Origin of the sequence: Streptomyces sp. NPDC058964 (assembly GCF_042741275.1) — a bacterium.
Taxonomy (GTDB): Bacteria; Actinomycetota; Actinomycetes; order Streptomycetales; family Streptomycetaceae; genus Streptomyces.
Genome location: NZ_JBHYKH010000013.1, coordinates 6,913 through 8,421 on the forward strand (window position 1 = coordinate 6,913; position 1,509 = coordinate 8,421).

Below are 1,509 nucleotides of genomic sequence, written 5' to 3' on the forward strand. Positions count from 1 at the left end.
AGGTCCTCGACACCGTCCGGCAGCAGTATGATCCGCTCGGGCGGGAGCGCCTCGACCGCACCCCCGTGGTGCGTGACCAGGACGACCGCGGCGTTGGTGGAGCGGGCGGCGTCCGTGAGGAGTTCCATCACGCGTTCCCCGTTGAGGGAGTCCAGCGCACCGGTCGGCTCGTCGGCGAAGAGCACCCGCGGTCCGGTGACCAGTGCCCGCGCCACGGCGACCCGCTGCCCCTGGCCGCCGGAGACCTCACCGGGCCGTTTGCCCTTCAGGTCGTCGACCTCCAGGCGTTCCATCCAGGTCAGCGCCGCCTTCTCGGCCTCCTTGCGGGAGGTGCCGTTCAGCCGCAGCGGAAGGGCGACGTTCTCCACGCAGGTCAGTTCCGGCACGAGCTGCCCGAACTGGAACACGAACCCGAACTCGGACCGGCGCAGCGCGCTGCGCCGGGTGTCGCTCATCGTCGCGAGCTCCTGCCCGTCGTACGTGATCGATCCGGAGTCGGGCGGCACGATCCCGGCGAGGCAGTGCAGCAGCGTCGACTTGCCGGATCCGGACGGGCCCATCACGGCGACGACCTCACCGGGGTGGATGGAGAACTCGGCGCCGTCGAGCGCGACGGTCGGCCCGTACGCCTTGCGCAGCTGTTCGGCGGCGAGCAGGGAACCGGGAGGAGGGGTCATCGGGCCACCGCCTGACGGAGCTTGTCGAGGCGCGCGGCGGTCAGCTCCAGCCAGCGCAGGTCCGCCTCCAGGTGGAACAGCGCGTGGTCGCAGATGAGCTGGTCGGCGAGGTCGCCCTTGCGCTTGCGGTCGGTCAGGATCCGCATGCTGCGCAGGTGCTCGGAGCGCTGGGTGTCGAGGATGTCCGCCGCGTTCCGGTGGGTCAGCAGCGCGAGGACGATCTTGGTGTACAGCGTCGACTGGAGGTACTCCTCCGGCTTCTCCGGAGTCGCCAGCCATCGCTCCACGTCGGTGATCCCCGCGTCCGTGATCGCGTAGCGCTTGCGCTCGGGGCCGCCGCCGGCCTCGATGCCGTCGACTTCGACGAGCCCGTTCTTCAGCAGCCGGGACATCGTCGAGTAGACCTGGCCGTAGTGCAGCGGCCGGTCGTGACCGAACTTCTCGTCGAAGGCCCGCTTCAGGTCGTAGCCGTGTCGCGGGCCGGACTCCAGGAGTCCTAGAAGGGTGTGACCGATGGACATGCGAGCACTCTACACACGGTGTATACGCGGTATGTATACGCCGAGTGTGCAGATCATGGCGCCGGGTACGCCCCCGCAGGTGGGGGCCGATTGTCACGGTTCTGCTACACGCCGGTCAGTCCGGTTCGGCGGGCCGCCCGCGGCGGGGAATCGGGCGTGCGTCCCTGGGCAGCCGGCCGGACTCCGCCAGGGCCTTGCGCAGCAGGAACTCGATCTGAGCGTTGGCCGAGCGCAGTTCGTCCCCGGCCCAGCGGGCGAGCGCCTCGTAGACCAGCGGATCCAGCCGCCTCAGCCCCGGCGTGTGCTGGTGG

3 protein-coding genes are annotated in these 1,509 nt (G+C 70.1%); all 3 read right to left on the bottom strand.

The annotated features are described in order from the left end of the window. A partial coding sequence (locus tag ACFW2E_RS03075; protein WP_384460470.1) for an ABC transporter ATP-binding protein occupies positions 1–677 on the bottom strand: 677 nt, incomplete at its 3' end. After that, positions 674–1,198: a PadR family transcriptional regulator gene (locus ACFW2E_RS03080; RefSeq protein WP_384460474.1), complete on the bottom strand. Its 525-nt coding sequence runs from the start codon at positions 1,196–1,198 to the stop codon at positions 674–676. The genes ACFW2E_RS03080 and ACFW2E_RS03075, both read right to left, overlap by 4 nt. A 115-nt stretch (positions 1,199–1,313) precedes the next feature. Then, on the bottom strand, positions 1,314–1,509 hold a 196-nt coding region (locus ACFW2E_RS03085; protein ID WP_384460566.1), incomplete at its 5' end, for a hypothetical protein.

Bases quoted from the DNA above. Each gene is read 5' to 3' on its own strand.
- ACFW2E_RS03080 (WP_384460474.1), bottom strand. From the start codon at position 1,198: ATGTCCATCGGTCACACCCTTCTAGGACTCCTGGAGTCCGGCCCGCGA.